This is a genomic window from Streptomyces sp. NPDC017676, from assembly GCF_044329325.1.
In the GTDB taxonomy this organism is placed as follows: domain Bacteria; phylum Actinomycetota; class Actinomycetes; order Streptomycetales; family Streptomycetaceae; genus Streptomyces.
The window spans coordinates 348,719-364,346 of record NZ_JBIRJA010000010.1 but is presented as its reverse complement, the minus strand read 5'-3'; the positions used below and the strand labels follow the sequence as shown (position 1 = coordinate 364,346).

The 15,628-nt window shown below is 72.6% G+C and carries 14 protein-coding genes; 7 read left to right on the top strand and 7 right to left on the bottom strand.

Going from position 1 to position 15,628, the window contains the following annotated elements; genetic code table 11:
- Nucleotides 1-52: 52 nt before the first annotated feature.
- Nucleotides 53-1,519, bottom strand: coding sequence for an amino acid permease (locus tag ACH4LD_RS23935; protein ID WP_132782603.1), 1,467 nt, complete (start codon nt 1,517-1,519; stop codon nt 53-55).
- 221 nt (nt 1,520-1,740) lie between these two features.
- Here ACH4LD_RS23935 and ACH4LD_RS23930 point away from each other — a divergent pair, with 221 nt between their 5' ends.
- A complete protein-coding gene (locus ACH4LD_RS23930) occupies nt 1,741-2,505 on the top strand; it encodes a MerR family transcriptional regulator (protein ID WP_398053771.1) in 765 nt (254 codons plus the stop codon).
- A 6-nt stretch (nt 2,506-2,511) separates the two neighbouring features.
- On the opposite strand, the gene ACH4LD_RS23925 is transcribed toward ACH4LD_RS23930, so the two are convergent.
- The 3 genes from ACH4LD_RS23925 to ACH4LD_RS23915 are packed head-to-tail and all read right to left on the bottom strand — an operon-like array spanning nt 2,512 to nt 7,174.
- Entirely contained in the window at nt 2,512-4,689 is a 2,178-nt protein-coding gene (locus ACH4LD_RS23925; RefSeq protein WP_398053770.1) for a 3-hydroxyacyl-CoA dehydrogenase NAD-binding domain-containing protein, read from the bottom strand.
- A 50-nt stretch (nt 4,690-4,739) separates the two neighbouring features.
- A complete protein-coding gene (locus ACH4LD_RS23920) occupies nt 4,740-5,954 on the bottom strand; it encodes an acetyl-CoA C-acetyltransferase (protein ID WP_132782607.1) in 1,215 nt (404 codons plus the stop codon).
- A 44-nt stretch (nt 5,955-5,998) separates the two neighbouring features.
- The gene (locus tag ACH4LD_RS23915; protein ID WP_398053769.1) at nt 5,999-7,174 is read right to left on the bottom strand and encodes a CaiB/BaiF CoA transferase family protein; all 1,176 of its coding nucleotides are present in this window, start codon (nt 7,172-7,174) and stop codon (nt 5,999-6,001) included.
- A 370-nt stretch (nt 7,175-7,544) separates the two neighbouring features.
- Here ACH4LD_RS23915 and ACH4LD_RS23910 point away from each other — a divergent pair, with 370 nt between their 5' ends.
- Together ACH4LD_RS23910 and ACH4LD_RS23905 are read left to right on the top strand one after the other, a co-directional pair.
- A complete protein-coding gene (locus ACH4LD_RS23910) occupies nt 7,545-8,723 on the top strand; it encodes a saccharopine dehydrogenase NADP-binding domain-containing protein (protein WP_207928165.1) in 1,179 nt (392 codons plus the stop codon).
- 95 nt (nt 8,724-8,818) lie between these two features.
- Nucleotides 8,819-9,007 carry a hypothetical protein gene (locus ACH4LD_RS23905; protein ID WP_132782610.1) on the top strand — a complete coding sequence of 63 codons (189 nt, stop codon included), beginning with the start codon at nt 8,819-8,821 and terminating at the stop codon, nt 9,005-9,007.
- On the opposite strand, the gene ACH4LD_RS23900 is transcribed toward ACH4LD_RS23905, so the two are convergent.
- On the bottom strand, nt 8,956-9,714 hold the full coding sequence (locus tag ACH4LD_RS23900; RefSeq protein WP_398053768.1) for an endonuclease V: 759 nt from the start codon (nt 9,712-9,714) through the stop codon (nt 8,956-8,958). The genes ACH4LD_RS23905 and ACH4LD_RS23900 overlap by 52 nt on opposite strands.
- Nucleotides 9,715-9,773: 59 nt before the next feature.
- Here ACH4LD_RS23900 and ACH4LD_RS23895 point away from each other — a divergent pair, with 59 nt between their 5' ends.
- Nucleotides 9,774-10,070, top strand: a complete 297-nt coding sequence (locus ACH4LD_RS23895; RefSeq protein WP_398053767.1) for a YciI family protein — start codon at nt 9,774-9,776, stop codon at nt 10,068-10,070.
- Nucleotides 10,071-10,113: 43 nt separating this feature from the next.
- Here ACH4LD_RS23895 and ACH4LD_RS23890 read toward each other — a convergent pair whose 3' ends face one another.
- Nucleotides 10,114-10,452, bottom strand: a complete 339-nt coding sequence (locus tag ACH4LD_RS23890; RefSeq protein WP_030983726.1) for a hypothetical protein — start codon at nt 10,450-10,452, stop codon at nt 10,114-10,116.
- 75 nt (nt 10,453-10,527) lie between these two features.
- Nucleotides 10,528-11,652: a WD40/YVTN/BNR-like repeat-containing protein gene (locus ACH4LD_RS23885; protein ID WP_398054119.1), complete on the bottom strand. Its 1,125-nt coding sequence runs from the start codon at nt 11,650-11,652 to the stop codon at nt 10,528-10,530.
- 461 nt (nt 11,653-12,113) lie between these two features.
- Between ACH4LD_RS23885 and ACH4LD_RS23880 the strand changes: the two genes are divergently transcribed.
- The 3 genes from ACH4LD_RS23880 (at nt 12,114) to ddaH (ending at nt 15,412) form a co-directional block, all read left to right on the top strand.
- A complete protein-coding gene (locus tag ACH4LD_RS23880; protein ID WP_398053766.1) occupies nt 12,114-12,530 on the top strand; it encodes an SsgA family sporulation/cell division regulator in 417 nt (138 codons plus the stop codon).
- Nucleotides 12,531-12,842: 312 nt separating this feature from the next.
- Nucleotides 12,843-14,468, top strand: coding sequence for an ABC-F family ATP-binding cassette domain-containing protein (locus ACH4LD_RS23875; protein WP_398053765.1), 1,626 nt, complete (start codon nt 12,843-12,845; stop codon nt 14,466-14,468).
- A gap of 167 nt (nt 14,469-14,635) precedes the next feature.
- Nucleotides 14,636-15,412, top strand: coding sequence for a dimethylargininase (ddaH, locus tag ACH4LD_RS23870; RefSeq protein WP_103817304.1), 777 nt, complete (start codon nt 14,636-14,638; stop codon nt 15,410-15,412).
- Nucleotides 15,413-15,628: the final 216 nt, after the last annotated feature.

Here is a 15,628-nt window from a genome sequence, read left to right as displayed (position 1 = left end):
TCTCCGGCGTGACGCCACCGTACGCGATGCCACTGACAGGGGCGCCGGACCGCTACTTCGACAGCTCGGTCGGCTCCCGGTCGGTGTTGTCCGCCACCCGGCGGCGGACGCCGAACCAGCCGGCGACCAGCATGACGGCGATCACCGGGATGAGGAGCAGGGTCTTGCGGCCGACCTCGGCGTCGTTCCACATCATGCCGAGGCAGACCAGCAGGAAGACCACGGTGGCGATCTCCGTGACCGGGCTGAACTTCAGCTGGAAGTGCGGCCGGGTCACCAGGCCCGCGCGGGCACGGCGGACGAAGACCAGGTGGCAGACCATGATGATCACCCAGGTGCTGATGATGCCGAGCGAGGCGACGTTCAGCACGATCTCGAAGGCCTGGCTGGGGACCAGGTAGTTCAGGCCGACACCGAGCACGCAGACCGCGCAGGTCAGCAGGATGCCGCCGTAGGGCACCTGGCTGCGGTTCATGCGGGCGGTGAACTTCGGCGCCGAGCCGGCCGTGGCCATCGAGCGCAGGATGCGGCCGGTGGAGTACAGGCCGGAGTTGAGCGAGGACATGGCGGCGGTCAGCACGACCAGGTTCATCACGTCACCGGCCGCCGGCACGCCGATCTTGGACAGCACGGTGACGAACGGGCTCTGGTCGGCGGAGTACACCGAGCCGGGCAGCAGCAGGGCGAGAAGCACGACCGAGCCGACGTAGAACAGGCCCACGCGCCACATGATCGAGTTCACCGCGCGCGGGACCACCTTCTCCGGCTCTGCGGTCTCGCCGGCGGCCACGCCGACCAGTTCGAGGGCGGCGTACGCGAAGATCACGCCCTGCATGACCAGGACGACCGGCATCAGGCCGTGCGGGAAGACACCGCCGTTGTCGGTGATGACCCCGAGGCCCGGCTTGCTGCCGCCGACGTCGTGCTGGGTCGCCAGCAGGAAGATGCCGATCAGCATGAAGCCCACGAGGGTGGCGACCTTGATGATCGCGAACCAGAACTCCATCTCGCCGAAGATCTTCACCGAGATCAGGTTCACGGCGAGGACGACCGCGAGGGCGATCAGCGCCAGCACCCACTGCGGGATGGACGTGAACATGCTCCAGTAGTGCGTGTAGAGCGCGATCGCGGTGATGTCGGCGATGCCGGTGGTCGACCAGTTCAGGAAGTACATCCAGCCGGCGACATAGGCGCCCTTCTCGCCGAGGAACTCGCGCGCGTACGACACGAAGGAGCCGGAGGACGGCCGGTACAGGACCAGCTCGCCCAGGGCCCGGACGACGAAGAACGCGAAGACACCGCAGACCAGATAGGCCAGGGCGAGCGCCGGGCCCGCGTTGTGCAGGCGTCCGCCGGCGCCCAGGAAGAGGCCGGTGCCGATGGCTCCGCCGATGGCGATCATGTTGACGTGGCGGGCCTTGAGGTCCTTGCTGTAACCGGCGTCGCCCGCGTCCGCGGGCGTCCGGGCCACCTGGGGGTGGGTGGTGGCCTGTGCCGATTCCACGGCTTCCTTGCTCACGGGTGGTTCCACTTCCTGGTGCGCCCGGACCTCATGGGCCCGGGGTTCGTGCAGGTCTTGGCCCGCACCACCCTCGTGTCGCGGCACAGACCAAGGCAGCAGCTTCCCAGCGGGACCGTCCCGCATGCGATGGTGCAGGTCACAGAGCGGTTCTTCTCACACGGTCCGCACCGCCCCGCCCCGGGTTTCACACCATTGGTGAGACAGCGATACTGCTGCACATGACGACCGACACCGGCGAGCCCACCCTGACGATCGACGAGCTGGCCGCGCGGGCGGGCGTCACGGTGCGCACGGTCCGCTTCTACGGCACCAGGGGACTGCTGCCGCCGCCGGTCATCGGCCCACGCCGGGTGGGCCACTACGGCCGGGAGCACCTGGCCCGGCTGGAGCTGATCGAGGAGATGCAGCACCAGGGCATGACCCTGGCGGCGATCGAACGGCATCTGCGGCAGCTGCCGGCCGACCTCGGCCCGCACGATCTGGCGATCCACCGGGCGGTGGTCGCCTCCTGGGCGCCGGACACCGTCGAGACCGTGTCCCGCGCGGCGCTGGAGCGGCGGGCGGGACGCCGGCTGGCCGAGGAGGACGTGGACCGGCTGGCCGCGATGAACGTGGTGACGCGGGACGGGGAGTCCTTCCGCGTGGACTGCGGTCTGCTGCGCCTCGCGGTGCGGCTCCTCGACGTACCGCTGTCGCAGGAGACCATCCTGGCCGCCCGGACCGTCCTGACCGACCACGCGCGCGCGGCGGCCCACGAGCTGTCGGACCTGCTGCGCCAGGCCGTCGCCGAACGCGACACGCGGGACGTGAAGTCGCTGTCGGCCCATATGCACCCGCTCGTGGTGCAGGCGCTGCTCACCACCTTCCAGCGGTCGCTGAAGGAGGAGCTGCGCCAGTGGCTGGACGGCGCGGCGGACCGGGAGACCCCGTCCGGGGACACGGCGGCCCCGGGAGCGGGGTCCCGGGGCACGCCGTCCGGCTGAGGCGCGTCAGCGGGCGTCGGTGAACGTCTCCCCGTTCTCGGCCTTCGTCACGAGCAGCGCGGGCGGGGCGAACCGCTCGCCGTACCGTTCGGCCAGCTCACGCGCGCGGGCCACGAATCCGGGCAGGCCCCCTTCGTAACCGTTGATGTACTGGAGCACACCACCGGTCCAGCCGGGGAAGCCGATGCCGAGGATCGAGCCGATGTTGGCGTCGGCGACGGAGGTCAGGACGCCCTCTTCGAGGAGGCGTACGGTGTCGAGTGCCTCCGCGAAGAGCATGCGCTCCTGCATGTCCCGGAACGGGATCTCGTGCCCTGGCCTGGTGAAGTGCTCGCGCAGGCCCGGCCAGAGCCCGGCCCGCTTGCCGTCCTCGGTGTAGTCGTAGAAGCCGGCGCCGCCGCTGCGGCCGGTGCGGCCGAACTCGTCGACCATGCGGTCGATGACCGCGTCCGCCGGGTGCGCCGTCCAGGTGCCGCCGGCCTCCTCCACGGCCCGCTTCGTCTCGCCCCGGATCTTGCGCGGGAGGGTGAGGGTCAGCTCGTCCATGAGGGACAGCACCTTCGCCGGGTAGCCGGCCTGGGCGGCGGCCTGCTCCACGGAGGCGGGCTCGACGCCCTCGCCGACCATGGCGACGCCCTCGTTGATGAAGTGGCCGATCACCCGGGAGGTGAAGAAGCCGCGGGAGTCGTTGACGACGATCGGCGTCTTGTTGATCTGCCGGACCAGGTCGAAGGCGCGCGCGAGGGTCTCCTCACCGGTGCGCTCGCCCTTGATGATCTCGACCAGCGGCATCTTGTCGACCGGCGAGAAGAAGTGCAGTCCGATGAAGTCGGTCTGGCGCTGCACGCCCTCGGCGAGGGTGGTGATGGGCAGCGTGGAGGTGTTGGAGCACAGCAGCGCGTCGGGGGCGACGACGGCCTCGATCTCCTGGAACACCTTGTGCTTGAGGGAGGTGTCCTCGAAGACGGCCTCGATGACCGCGTCACAGCCCGCGAGGTCGGCCACCTCGGCGGTGGGGGTGATCCGGGCGAGCAGCGCGTCCGCCTTCTCCTGGCTGGTACGGCCCTTGGAGACGGCCTTGGCGCACAGCTTCTCGGAGTAGCCCTTGCCCTTGACGGCCGCTTCCAGGGAGACGTCCTTGAGGACGACGTCGATGCCCGCGCGGGCGCACGCGTAGGCGATGCCGGCGCCCATCATGCCGGCGCCGAGGACGGCCACCTTGCGGACCTGGCGGGGCTCGACGCCCTGGGGGCGGTTGGCGCCGGAGTTGACCGCCTGGAGGTCGAAGAAGAACGCCTGGATCATGTTCTTCGAGGTCTGCCCGGCGGCCAGTTCCACGAAGTAGCGGGCCTCGATGACCTGGGCGGTCTCGAAGTCGACCTGGGAGCCCTCGACGGCGGCGGCGAGGATGTTGCGCGGCGCCGGGTAGGGGGCGCCGTTCGTCTGCTTGCGCAGGTTGGCCGGGAAGGCGGGCAGGTTCGCGGCGAACTTCGGGTTGGCCGGGGTGCCGCCGGGGATCCGGTAGCCCGGCTTGTCCCAGGGCTGCTGGGACTCGGGGTTGGCGTCGATGAAGGCCCGGGCCTTGGCGACCAGTTCCTCGGGGGTGGCGGCGACCTCGTGGACGAGGCCGTTCTCCTGGGCACGCCGCGCGTTGTACTGCTGTCCCTGGAGGAGCACCTTCAGCAGGGCGTCCGCGATGCCCAGCAGCCGCACGGTGCGCACGACTCCGCCGCCGCCGGGGAGCAGGCCGAGGGTGACCTCGGGGCAGCCGATCCGGGTGCCGGGGGTGTCGAGGGCGACCCGGTGGTGGCAGGCGAGGGCCAGCTCGAAACCGCCGCCGAGGGCCGCGCCGTTGATGGCGGCGACGACCGGCTTGCCGAGGGTCTCGATGCGGCGCAGGTTCCGCTTGATGGCGAGGCCGCCGTCGAACAGCTCCTGTGCGGTCTCGGGCGTGACGCGGATCAGGTCGCGCAGGTCGCCGCCGGCGAAGAAGGTCTTCTTCGCGGAGGTGAGGATGATGCCGCGGATGTTCTCCCGCTCCGCCTCCAGCCGGTCGGTGATCGCGGCGAGGGAGTCGCGGAACGCCTGGTTCATGGTGTTCGCGGACTGGTTCGGGTCGTCCAGGACGAGGGTGACGACACCGGTGTCGTCCTGCTCCCAGCGGATGGTGGTGCTCTCGGTCATGACAGTCGTCTCCGTAGAAGTCTTCGGGGCGCTTTGGTTCCGCGGGGAGTTCAGAGGCGTTCGACGATGGTGGCGATGCCCATGCCGCCGCCGACGCACAGCGTGGCGAGGCCGTAGCGCTTGTCCTGGCGCTCCAGTTCGTCGATGAGCGAGCCGAGGATCATGGCGCCGGTGGCGCCGAGCGGGTGGCCGAGGGCGATGGCTCCGCCGTTGACGTTGACCTTGTCCAGGGACAGGCCCATGTCCTTCACGAAGCGCAGCACGACGGCGGCGAACGCCTCGTTGATCTCGACCAGGTCGATGTCGTCGATGGTGAGGCCGGCCTTCGCCAGGGCCTTGCGGGTGGCGGGGGCGGGGCCGGTGAGCATGATGGTCGGCTCGGAGCCGGAGACGGCCGCGGCGACGATCCGCGCGCGCGGGGTGAGGCCGTAGCGCTCGCCGACCTCCTGGGAGCCGATGGCGACGAGCGAGGCGCCGTCCACGATGCCGGAGGAGTTGCCGGCGTGGTGGACGTGGTCGATCTTCTCCACCCAGTGGTACTTCTGCAGGGCCACGGCGTCGAAGCCGCCCAGGTCGCCGATGTCCGCGAAGGACGGCTTCAGCTTGGCGAGGGAGTCGGCGGTGGTGCCGGGGCGCATGTGCTCGTCGTGGTCGAGGACGACCAGGCCGTTGCGGTCCTTGACGGGGACCACGGACTTCTCGAAGCGGCCCTCCTTCCAGGCGGTGGCGGCGCGCTCCTGGGACAGGGCCGCGTACTCGTCGACGTCCCGGCGGGAGAAGCCCTCGATGGTCGCGATGAGGTCGGCGCCGATGCCCTGCGGCACGAAGTTGACGGCGAGGTTGGTCATCGGGTCGTTGAACCAGGCGCCGCCGTCCGAGGCCATCGGGACCCGGGACATGGACTCGACACCACCGGCGAGGACCAGGTCCTCCCAGCCCGCGCGGACCTTCGCGGCGGCCAGGTTGACGGCCTCCAGGCCGGAGGCACAGAAGCGGTTCTCCTGGACCCCCGCGACCGTGTCGGGCAGTCCGGCGGCGAGGGCGGCGATCCGGGCGATGTCCGAGCCCTGGTCGCCGACGGGGCCGACGACGCCGAGCACGATGTCGTCGATCGCGGCCGGGTCGAGGCCGGGGAAGCGGGCGCGGATCTCGTGGATGAGGCCGACGACCAGGTCGATGGGCTTCGTGCCGTGCAGGGCGCCGTTCGCCTTGCCGCGGCCGCGCGGGGTGCGGATCGCGTCGTACACGTACGCTTCGGTGCTCACTGGGGTGCCTTTCGGGAGGGTGGGCCGAGCGGGGTGGGCGGGGGTCAGCCGCCGTTCGTGACCAGGTCGTCGGGGTCGTCGGGGTCGTCGGTCGGGGGTGCCGGTACGCCCCAGTCCCGGGCGACCGCGGCGGTGTCCGCGCCGGGCCGGGCGGGGCCGGTGCGGACGGCGGTGGGGGTCGCGGAGAAACGGGGGGCGGGGGCCGGCTGGGTGATGCCGCCGTGGTCGGTGAAGGTGCCGCGCGCGGCCAGGTGCGGGTGGGCCGGGGCCTCACGCAGGCTCAGCACGGGCGCCACACAGGCGTCGGAGTCCGCGAAGACGGCCGTCCACTCGGCCCGGGTGCGGGACTTGAAGGCGGCGGCGATCCGTTCGCGCAGCTCGTCCCAGCGGGTCCAGTCCGTGCGGGCCGGGGCGAGGTCGTCCAGGCCGAGCAGGCGCAGGAACTCGGCGTAGAACTTGCCCTCCAGGGCGCCCACCGCCATGTGGCCGCCGTCGGCGGTCTCGTAGGTGCCGTAGTACGGGCAGCCGCCGTCCAGGAGGTTGGCGGCGCGGCGGTCCTGCCAGCCGCCGGCGGCGAGCATGCCGTGGATCATCGCGGACAGGTGGGCCGTGCCGTCCACGATGGCCGCGTCGACCACCTGGCCGGTGCCGGTCGCGCGCGCGTGGTGCAGGGCGGCGAGGACGCCGACGACCAGGTAGAGCGAGCCGCCCGCGTAGTCCCCGAGGAGGTTGGCGGGCACGGCCGGGGGTTCGTCGGGGCGGCCGATCATGCCGAGGGTGCCGGTGAGCGCGATGTAGGCGATGTCGTGGCCGGCGCGCTGGGCGAGCGGGCCGTCCTGGCCCCAGCCGGTCATGCGGCCGTACACCAGGCGGGGGTTGCGGGCGTGGCAGTCCTCGGGGCCGATGCCGAGCCGCTCGGCGACGCCGGGGCGGTAGCCCTCGATGAGGATGTCGGCCCGCTCGGCGAGGTCCAGGACGCGCGCGGGGCCCTCCGGTGCCTTCAGGTCGACCACGATCGAGCGCTTGTTGCGGTTGGTGACGTCGAAGGCCGGGTCGATCGCGAGGCCCGGCCCGCCAGGGCGGTCCACCCGGACCACGTCGGCACCCAGGTCGGCCAGGAGCATGGCGGCGAACGGGCCCGGGCCGATGCCGGCCAGCTCGACCACGCGCACACCGGAGAGCGGGCCGTCGCCCGGCTTCGGCGTCCTTGCCGTTGTCATCCGTCCAGCCCCCAGGCGTGTGTGACACAAATGATGTAACACCGGTGATGCTAGGAACGCGTTCCACCGGACACAAGACCTGAACGAGCAAGCGCTTAGCCAAGTGCCCGGCAGGCCGACGATCACCCGGGAGAGTGACCGGCGCTCCGCCGGGTCCTCCTCGGCGACGGGCGCCGGGGACCGTCAGGTGGTCCGCGCGGCCGGCCCGCGCACCCGTACCGGGGGCGGTTTCTCCCGCTTCTTCACGGCATTCCTGGCTACGGCCACCGCTGCCTCCGGCCTGCTCGTCGGGCTCCGCACTCCTCACGCTAGCCTCGGCCACCGACAGCGGCGCGGGCTGCGCGGCCGGCCGCACGGACCAAGGGGTGTCATGAGCAGGATGAGCAGGACGGACCGGCCGTACGACCTCGTGCTCTTCGGAGCCACGGGCTTCGTCGGCGCGCTCACGGCCCACTATCTCGCCGCACACGCGCCGCGGGACCTGCGCTGGGCGGTAGCCGGCCGCGACGAGGGACGGCTGGAGCGGCTGCGCGCGGACCTGCCCGGCGGCGCGGACGTCGGTGTGCTGCGGGCCGACGTGGCCGAACCGGCCACCCTGCGCGCCCTCGCCGGGCACGCGCGCGTGGTCGCCACGACCGTGGGGCCGTACGTCCTGCACGGCGAGGAACTCGTCGCCGCCTGCGCCGACAACGGCACCGACTACCTGGACCTCACCGGCGAGCCCGAGTTCGTGGACCTGATGTACGTCCGGCACGACGCACGCGCGCGGGAGACGGGCGCGCGCCTGGTGCACGCCTGCGGCTTCGACTCGGTGCCGCACGACCTGGGCGCCTACTTCACGGTCCGGCAGCTCCCCGAGGGCGTGCCGCTGACCGTGGACGGCTATGTGACCGCCGACGCGGCCTTCTCCGGCGGCACCCTCGCCTCGGCACTGAACCAGATGGCCCGTGGACGGCGGATGCTGGCCGCCGCGCGCGAGCGGGCCCGGCACGAACCGCGGCTGCCGGGCCGTCGGGTGACGACGCCGGCGGGCACGCCGAGGTACGCGGCGGAGGTCGGCGCGTGGGCGCTGCCGCTGCCCACCATCGACCCGCAGATCGTGCGCCGTTCGGCGCGGGCGCTGGAACGGTACGGTCCGGACTTCCGCTACCGGCACTACGCGGCCGTGCGGCGCCTGCCGGTCGCCCTCGGCGGGGTCGCTGCCGCCGGCGCGGTGGCGGCCGCCGCCCAGCTGCCGCCCGCCCGGCGCTGGCTGTCGGACCGGCTCAAGCCGGGTGACGGACCGAGCGCGGAGAAGCGGGCGAAGAGCTGGTTCTCGGTCCGGTTCGTCGGCGAGGGCGGCGGCCGGCGCGTGTTCACCGAGGTCGCGGGCGGCGACCCCGGGTACGACGAGACGGCGAAGATGTTCGCCGAGGCGGCCCTGTGCCTGGCGTTCGACGACCTGCCGCCGACGGCCGGCCAGGTCACCACGGCCCAGGCGATGGGCGACGCCCTCATCGAGCGGCTGCGCGCGGCGGGAATCACCTTCCGGGTGGCGGCGGAACGCTAGGGTCCCCCCGGCCGCGGCCGGGGGTCGCGGGGCCGGCTGCCTCTGCGCGACGACGGAGACTTGTGACGAAGAGGGTTCAAGGAGGAGGAACAGTCGTGAAGTTCGTGCTCGAAGTGACCGTGGACGACGGCGCCGTGGCGCGGGACCGGGTGGGTGAGCTGGAGCGCATCCTGCGGTACTGGGGCGGCAATCTGCGCCACTACGCCCTCGGACCGGGCGACGGTTCGGCCGTCTACGACTCGGAGTACCGGGAGGTCGGCGCCTGGCGCGTCGTCGAGTCCTGATCCGGGCCGCCGGCCACGCTCCGCGCCGCCTCGCGCAGCGCGCGCCGGCACAGGGCGTCGGCCCGGCGGGTGGTCTCCGGCAGCCGGTACCGGGGGGTCAGTGCCAGGGTGTGCGCCACGGCGTTGTCGAGGCTCACCCGGTGGCCGACCGAGACGAACACCGGCTTGACGCCGTCCCGGGTGCGCAGCGCGCGCCCGACCTCCTCGGTCCCGGCGAGCAGCGAGGCCCAACCGCCCCGGGCCGGCTCCGGGTCGTCGTACGCGAAGGTGAAGGGGTTCTTGGCGACCCCGGCGGTCGGCAGGTCCATGAGCACGCCCAGGTGGCTCGCCAGGCCGAAGCGACGCGGGTGGGCCAGGCCGTAGCCGTCGCACACCACCAGGCCGGGTGCGCAGGGCAGCCGGTCCAGGGCGGCGCGGACGGTGGGGATCTCCCGGAAGGCGAGGAGGCCGGGCACGTACGGGAAGGAGACCCGGCCGACGGCCGTCGCCTCCGCCACGACGTCAAGGGTGGCGGCGTCCAGCACGACGGCCGCCGCCGCGACCAGGTCCAGGCCGTCGTCGTAGGCGACGTCCACCCCCGTGACCAGACCCGTTCCCGGTGGCGGTCCGGGCTCGTCCAGCACCACCCGCCCGCGCAGCTCGTCCTGTACGGCGCGAGCCTCGTCCTCGGTCGCGGGCCAGCCCGCGGGTACGCCAACGATCGTCATGCCGGGTGACTGTACGGTCCCGCCGCGGCCCGCCGGGCGTGCGGGGTAGGCTCGCGATCATGTTCGTCCTGGAGCTGACCTACACCGCGCCGCTCGATGCCGTGGACGCCGTTCTGCCGGACCATGTGGCCTGGCTGGAGGAGCAGTACGAGAAGGGCCACTTCCTCGCGTCGGGGCGCAAGAACCCCCGCGACGGCGGAGTGATCCTGGCCGTCGCGGGGGACCGTGCCCGCATCGACGAGATCGTCGCGGGCGACCCGTTCACCGTCGCCGGTGTGTGCGCCTACCGCGTCACGGAGTTCATCGCCACGAAGACGGCCCCGGAGCTGGCGCGCCACCGGCAGACGCTCGGCTGACGTCAGTCTGTCGACCTCCTCGGGCGCCGGCCCTGGCGGGCCGTCAGCCCTTCTTGGCGTTCAGCGCGCGCTGCAGTTCTTCCTTGTTCATGTGCGAACGGCCTTCGATGCCGCGCTGCCTCGCCTCGTTGTACAGCTGGTCGCGCGTCGGGCCGTGCGAGCCGACCCGGTTGCCCGACCGCTGACCGCCACGCTTGCTCGACGACATGTCCTGCGTCGAGCTGCGGCTGGCGGTCTTGGACTCGCCGGAGCGGGCGCGTTCCTTGTTCACCGTCCGCGCGGCGATCTCCTTGGCGCGCCCGGTGCTCTCGCCCCGGTCCTGCGCGCTCTTCTTGATGTGCTCGTACTGACGCTCACGCTTGGGGCTGGAACCGGCTGGCATGATCGCTCCCTTCCTTTGCGGCGGGGAACGAGTACCCGTGTTCCGCGGCGCTTACCTCACCGGTCCGGCCGTGCCTCACCGTTCGAGCCGTGCCACCCGTCCCTGCTCGCCCGCCGCCCAGCAGCTCAGGTCGGGGGTGCAGGCGACGGTGTCGTACGAGCCGGTGTCGATGGTCCGCCAGCTGCGGCCGGCGTCGGTGGTCAGGTCGGTGCCGGTCGGGCCGACGGCCAGCGCGGCGGTGCGGCTGTGCGGGAGCCAGGCGGCGCCGGAGCGGTACGCGGGCGGTGGGGTGGTGGCGGGGCGCCAGGTGCGGCCGCCGTCGGCGGTGACCGCGGCGGCCTGAGGAGAGGGCTGGTCGGGGCGGTAGTCGCCGCCGACCGCGATGCCGTGGGTGCGGTCGCGGAAGGCCAGCGCGAAGACGCCCTTGGCCGGATCGCCCGCGGGGACCGGCGTGTCGGCGGCCGTCCAGGTGAGCCCGCGGTCGGCGGAGTGCAGCACGCGCGCGTGGGCGCCGCCGCCGGTGGCCAGCCAGACGTCCTTCGGGCCGGCGGCGACGAGGCACTGGCCGCTCGCGGCGAAGCCCGCCTCGCCGTGCAGGGCGGGCGGCATGCCGTCCGCGGGCAGCACGCGCCAGGAGCGACCGCCGTCGGCGGTGGACAGGACGCGGAACTTCCCGTCCACGGGGTCGCTCAGGGCGAGGCCGTGGCGGCGGTCGAAGAAGGCGAGGCAGTCGTAGAAGGCCTTCGGATCGGTGTTGCGGAAGGACTCCGTCCAGGTCGTGCCGCCGTCGTCGGTGCGGTAGACGCGGGAGGCCTCGCCCTCGCCGATGGCGAGCACCACCGCGCGCCGGGCGTCGAACGCCGTCACGTCCCGGAACTGCAGGTCGGCCGCTCCCGGCGGGGAGACGTTCCGCCAGCTCGCGCCGCCGTCCGTGGTGCGCAGCACCGTGCCCTCGGTGCCGGCCAGCCAGGCGGTGCGCCGGTCGACGGCCGCGAGGCCCCGGAAACGGATCCGCGGCGTGCCGGGGTCCTTCAGCGCCCAGTGCACGCTTCCCGCGCGGAAGTCCCCGGCCGCCGGGTACGCGTTCTCCGCACGGGAGCCCTCGGCCGCCGGCGCCACCCGCGGGCCGCCGCCATGCACTCCGGCCGTCCGGTCCGCGTTCTCCGCACGGGAGCCTCCGACCCCCCGGTCCGCGTTCATCTCGTGGGAGCCTCCGACCGCCCGGTCCGCGTTCGTCTCGTGGGAGTCCCCGGCCGCCCGGTCCGTACGTTCCGTGCCCGGCAGCGGCTGTCCCGCGCTCGTCCGGCCGGTGGTGCCGTCGGCCAGTGGACCTGCCTCGGCCACCGGGACCGTCAGGGCGGCGAGCGCCGCCCCGCACGCCACTGCCGCCACCACCAGCCGGCTCGTCCGTCCCCTGCCTCGCGTGCTCCCCAAGCGCCTCATGGCGGGCGAAGCTAGCCCCACTCCCCCGGCCCCGTCCAGAGGGCCGCCGTGCCGCGCGCCTGCCGACGAGCGGGAACGGCCGTACGCTGCCCGTGCATGAACGCGGTGACCGAGGTCACTCGTTCCCCGTGTGCACGCATCGGCCGTTTCCGTCGTCTCTTCCAGTGCCGGGTGCCGCACACCCGGGCGCAGTCCATCCGTCACGAGGGAGCAAGGCGTTGTCCACCGTCATCGAGCAGCCCGTAGAGGCCCGTCTCGTCGCCGCCGCACCGCGCATGCCGAGCATTCCCGCCACGCTGCGCTACGACCGGCGCGACCCGTTCGCCGTCCGCATGACGTTCCCGGCCCCGGCCACGCTGGAGGGCGTCGACGTGTGCTGGACCTTCTCCCGCGAGCTGCTCACGGCCGGTCTCCAGGGCCCCGAGGGCCACGGTGACGTCCGGGTGCGGCCGTACGGGTACGACCGCACGGTGCTGGAGTTCCACGCCCCGGAGGGCACCGCGGTCGTGCACGTGCGCTCGGGTGAGATCCGGCGGTTCCTGGAGGCGACCGACGACCTGGTCCCCGTCGGCCTGGAACACCTCCAGTTCGACCTCGACCGCGACCTGGCCGAGCTGATGCGGGACGCCTGCTGAGTGCCGGCCGCTGAACGCCACGCGCGGGTGGGGCGGCGCGGCGAATAATCACGTTGACAGCTCTTCCCGCCCTTCCTACGGTGTACAGCGGTTCTGTTGCCGTCGATTGGAGAAGGACGTTGCTCGTCTGAGGTCCTGAGACACCGCGTCGCACCGGTGAGGTGTGCGTGGCGTACGACCTCGGCGTCCGAGCCGTCCTCAAGGCACAGGCCCTTCTCCGTGGCCCGTTCCGTGCCCCAGACCTTTCGGTTTCCGCCTCGCGGTGTCTCGACACGCGTCCACCCGAACGCACCCGTCCCTCGCGAGGCGCCCATGTCTGCTTCCCTCACCTGCACGTCCCTGTCCTTCACCTGGCCCGACGGCACCGCCGTCTTCGACGGCCTGGACATCGCCTTCGGCCCGGGCAGAACCGGTCTCGTCGGCGTCAACGGATCGGGCAAGTCCACCCTGCTCAAGCTGATGGCCGGCGAACTCGCCCCGGCCGACGGCACCCACAAGGCGGCCGGCGAGATCGGCTACCTCCCGCAGAACGTCACGCTCGACACCGCGCTCCGCGTCGACCAGGCCCTCGGCATCGCCGGCCGACGGGCCGCCCTGCACGCCATCGAGGCGGGCGACGTCGCCGAGGAGCACTTCGAGACCGTCGGCGACGACTGGGACGTCGAGGAGCGCGCCCTGGTCACCCTCGGCGAACTCGGTCTCGGCCACATCGGGCTGGACCGGACCGTCGGCGAGGTGTCCGGGGGCGAGTCGGTGCTGCTGCGGCTCGCCGCGCTGCTGCTGCGCCGCCCCGACATCCTGCTGCTTGACGAGCCCACCAACAACCTCGACCTGTACGCGCGCCGACGGCTGTACCAGACGGTGGCCTCCTGGCCGGGCGTGCTGGTCGTGGTCAGCCACGACCGGGAACTGCTCGACCTGGTCGACCAGATCGCGGAGCTGCGCTCCGGCGAGGTCGCCTGGTTCGGCGGCAACTTCTCGGCCTACGAGGAGGCGCTGGCCGTCGAGCAGGAGGCGGCCGAGCGGATGCTGCGCGTCGCCGAGGCCGATGTGCGCAAGCAGAAGCGCGAACTGGCCGACGCCCAGGTCAAACTGGCCCGCCGCAAGCGGTACGGGCAGAAGATGTACGAACAGAAGCGCGAGCCGAAGATCGTCATGGGGGCGCGCAAGCGTGCCGCCCAGGAGTCGGCGGGCAAGCACCGCATCATGCACGAGGAGCGGCTCGCCGAGGCCAGGGAACGGCTGGACGAGGCGGTGGAGGCCGTACGGGACGACGACGAGATCCGTGTCGACCTGCCGTACACGGCCGTACCGCCGGGGCGGCAGGTGATCACCCTGGAGAAGCTGGAAACGGCGTACCAGGCGCGGGTGCCGGGCATCCTCGATCTGCGCGGCCCGGAGCGGGTCGCGCTCGTCGGACGCAACGGCGCCGGCAAGACCACGCTGCTGCGGACCGTCGCCGGGGAGCTGGCGCCGGTGTCGGGCACGGTGACGGCCCATGTCCCGCTGCGGTTCCTGCCCCAGCGGCTGGACGTGCTGGACGACGACCTGTCGGTGGCCGAGAACGTCGCCCGGTTCGCGCCGGGCGCCACCAACAACCGGGTCCGGGCCCGGCTCGCCCGCTTCCTGTTCCGGGGAGCGCGGGCCGACCAGAAGGCGGCCACCCTGTCGGGCGGTGAGCGTTTCCGGGCGACCCTGGCCGCGCTGATGCTCGCGGAGCCCGCGCCCCAACTGCTGCTGCTGGACGAGCCCACCAACAACCTGGACATGGCCAGCGTCCGGCAGCTGACCACGGCCCTGGAGTCGTACGAGGGCGCGCTGATCGTCGCCAGCCACGATCTGCCGTTCCTGGAGTCGATCGGGATCACCCGGTGGCTGCTGATGGAGGGAGGGGAGCTGACGGAGACGACGCCCGAGGCGCTCCGGGACCCGGCCTGAGCGGCCGGCGAGGGCCCGCCCCGGCCGGCCGGCGCCGGTCTCCGGGGAGACGCGCCGGGCACCGGGGGGGTTTGGCCCTGGCGGGAGCGCCCTGCATGATGACGGACCGGCGCCGTGTGAGCGGCGCCGGACCGCACCATCGCACCGACCGATTCGAAAGGCCCCTCGTGCCCAGCAAGAAGGCCCTCGTCCGTCGCCCCAGCCCCCTCCTGGCCGACGGGCTGGTGACGCACATCCAGCGGGAGAAGGTCGATTCGGGGCTCGCCGGCGAGCAGTGGGAGGCGTACGTCGAGGCCCTGCGCGCGCACGGCTGGGAGATCATCGAGGTCGAACCGGCCGACGACTGCCCGGACTCGGTGTTCGTCGAGGACACCGTCGTCATGTACCGGAACGTGGCGTTGATCACCCGGCCCGGCGCCGAGTCGCGGCGGGCGGAGACCGCCGGCGTCGAGGAGGCGGTGGCCCGCCTCGGCTGTTCGGTGAACTGGATATGGGAGCCGGGCACGCTGGACGGCGGTGACGTCCTCAAGGTCGGCGACACGGTGTATGTCGGCCGCGGCGGGCGGACCAACGCGGCCGGTGTGCAGCAGCTGCGGGCAGCCTTCGAGCCGCTGGGCGCCCGGGTGGTGGCCGTACCCGTGAGCAAGGTGCTGCACCTGAAGTCGGCGGTGACCGCGCTGCCCGACGGCACGGTGATCGGGCACATCCCGAAGATCGACCGGCCGTCGCTGTTCCCGGGCTTCCTGTCGGTGCCGGAGGAGTCCGGCGCGCACGTGGTGCTGCTGGGCGGCGGCAAGCTGCTGATGGCGGCGAGCGCCCCGAAGACCGCGGAGCTGCTGACCGACCTGGGCCACGACGTGGTGACGGTCGACATCAGCGAGTTCGAGAAGCTGGAGGGCTGTGTGACCTGCCTCTCGGTGCGCCTTCGGGAGCTGTACGCCTGACCGGGTGGACCCGTCACCCCGGCAGCCCCGGGACCTGCGGGTCCCGGGGCCGTCCGGCGCACCCGGGCACGGCCGGTCCGGCGGGCTGATCAGCGAATCTTTACGGGCGTCTTAACCTACGGCTTCGTAACCTACGGATTCGTAGCCTACGATCACGTAGGTTTCCCGGCACCGCTCGCCGGACCGTCCCCCTTTCCTCCCCCCGTTGTTCGGCGT

Bases quoted from the DNA above. Each gene is read 5' to 3' on its own strand.
- ACH4LD_RS23900 (WP_398053768.1), bottom strand. From the start codon at position 9,714: ATGACGATCGTTGGCGTACCCGCGGGCTGGCCCGCGACCGAGGACGAG.
- ACH4LD_RS23895 (WP_398053767.1), top strand. From the start codon at position 9,774: ATGTTCGTCCTGGAGCTGACCTACACCGCGCCGCTCGATGCCGTGGAC.
- ACH4LD_RS23910 (WP_207928165.1), top strand. From the start codon at position 7,545: ATGAGCAGGATGAGCAGGACGGACCGGCCGTACGACCTCGTGCTCTTC.
- ACH4LD_RS23885 (WP_398054119.1), bottom strand. From the start codon at position 11,652: ATGAACGCGGACCGGGGGGTCGGAGGCTCCCGTGCGGAGAACGCGGAC.
- ACH4LD_RS23930 (WP_398053771.1), top strand. From the start codon at position 1,741: ATGACGACCGACACCGGCGAGCCCACCCTGACGATCGACGAGCTGGCC.
- ACH4LD_RS23875 (WP_398053765.1), top strand. From the start codon at position 12,843: ATGTCTGCTTCCCTCACCTGCACGTCCCTGTCCTTCACCTGGCCCGAC.
- ACH4LD_RS23890 (WP_030983726.1), bottom strand. From the start codon at position 10,452: ATGCCAGCCGGTTCCAGCCCCAAGCGTGAGCGTCAGTACGAGCACATC.
- ACH4LD_RS23925 (WP_398053770.1), bottom strand. From the start codon at position 4,689: ATGACCGAGAGCACCACCATCCGCTGGGAGCAGGACGACACCGGTGTC.
- ACH4LD_RS23915 (WP_398053769.1), bottom strand. From the start codon at position 7,174: ATGACAACGGCAAGGACGCCGAAGCCGGGCGACGGCCCGCTCTCCGGT.